The organism is Endozoicomonas sp. SESOKO3 (genome assembly GCF_024606255.1).
Genome location: NZ_JAHHPR010000410.1, coordinates 1 through 1,076 on the forward strand (window position 1 = coordinate 1; position 1,076 = coordinate 1,076).

2 protein-coding genes are annotated in these 1,076 nt (G+C 46.5%); both read right to left on the minus strand.

Translation table 11 applies throughout. From position 1 onward, the window contains the following. Positions 1-216: hypothetical protein (locus KDK18_RS07090; protein WP_257254180.1), on the minus strand; the 216-nt coding region annotated here is incomplete at its 3' end. Positions 217-818: 602 nt separating this feature from the next. Further along, on the minus strand, positions 819-1,076 hold a 258-nt coding region (locus KDK18_RS07095), incomplete at its 5' end, for a hypothetical protein (protein ID WP_257254181.1).

Sequence of the window (1,076 nt, forward strand, 5' to 3'; positions counted from 1 at the left end):
TTCCTGCTGGTAAATCAGCTCCAGGTAAAATCGTTTGCGGATGTGGGGTGGGTCCACCTGAATTTGCTCTGACCCCAGACGAGTACCGGTATACCAGCTGTACAGAGCACTTTTAACTCCCGGCAAAATGGCCATGGACAAGACTTGGGCCGTGTGCAGCGTCAAAGGGTTTGCTGTCCAGCGACTGAGCACGTAGGCGGTTGTCCTGCTCACCATCCAATACATCATGGCGTTAGATGCGAGCGAGGGTAGTGTGCGTAGCCCGTTCAGTGATAAATAATCACCATATCGGCGAAAAGTAAAATCATTTCCAACACGAAAAAACAAGCCTGAGGGTGAGGTACTGTGAAACGCAAAATCAACAGGTGAAAGTGTGTTTAACCAATGTTCATCTTCTCCATAATCCTGATTATCCGTCTCTGAATAGCTGAAGCCTGCCAAAAATAACTGCAGGGAAAAAATGAAAAATAATGCGCAATTTCTCATAGATTAAGCAGTAAGGAAATCGTTTCAATCCGATAATTGATGGGCGCATGAAAATGAATAATGATCTTTGTAGTTTTTCTTGGCATCGGGAATTCATAATGAGCGCCAGTAGCGAGTCAGCCTAGTCAATATTTTTGATTCCGGCAAAAAAGAAATCATGCAAATTCCTTGCTCCCCATCAAGCTCGAAGCATTGCGCGGATACTCGCGTTTTGATATTGGGTTGCCGTCGTGAGAATCGAAATACGCAAAAATCACTCACAGGAGTGGTCTGATTATTGATGCGTAACAGGATGGTTCGTCAGGATGTTGGGGCACCGGTGAATATCAACGTCATTCTGGATTATCCCCGGCCATGTATTGGTCTGCGAATGCAAAAATATGGCTGGCAAACAACGTCAGTCCCTTGACCAGACTGACCAGTGGAAAGACAGCCCTATCGGCTCCGAGAGAGGGCTGACCATTGGCCCTGCGGAAGTCTCTGGGAAATTTTTTATGCGCTTCCAGGGGATGTAAAGCTGCTGGGTACAGTATTTTATCCAGATGCCCGGTTCGCTTTAAGTGTTCTGAGTAGCACTCACTGGAAAGGGT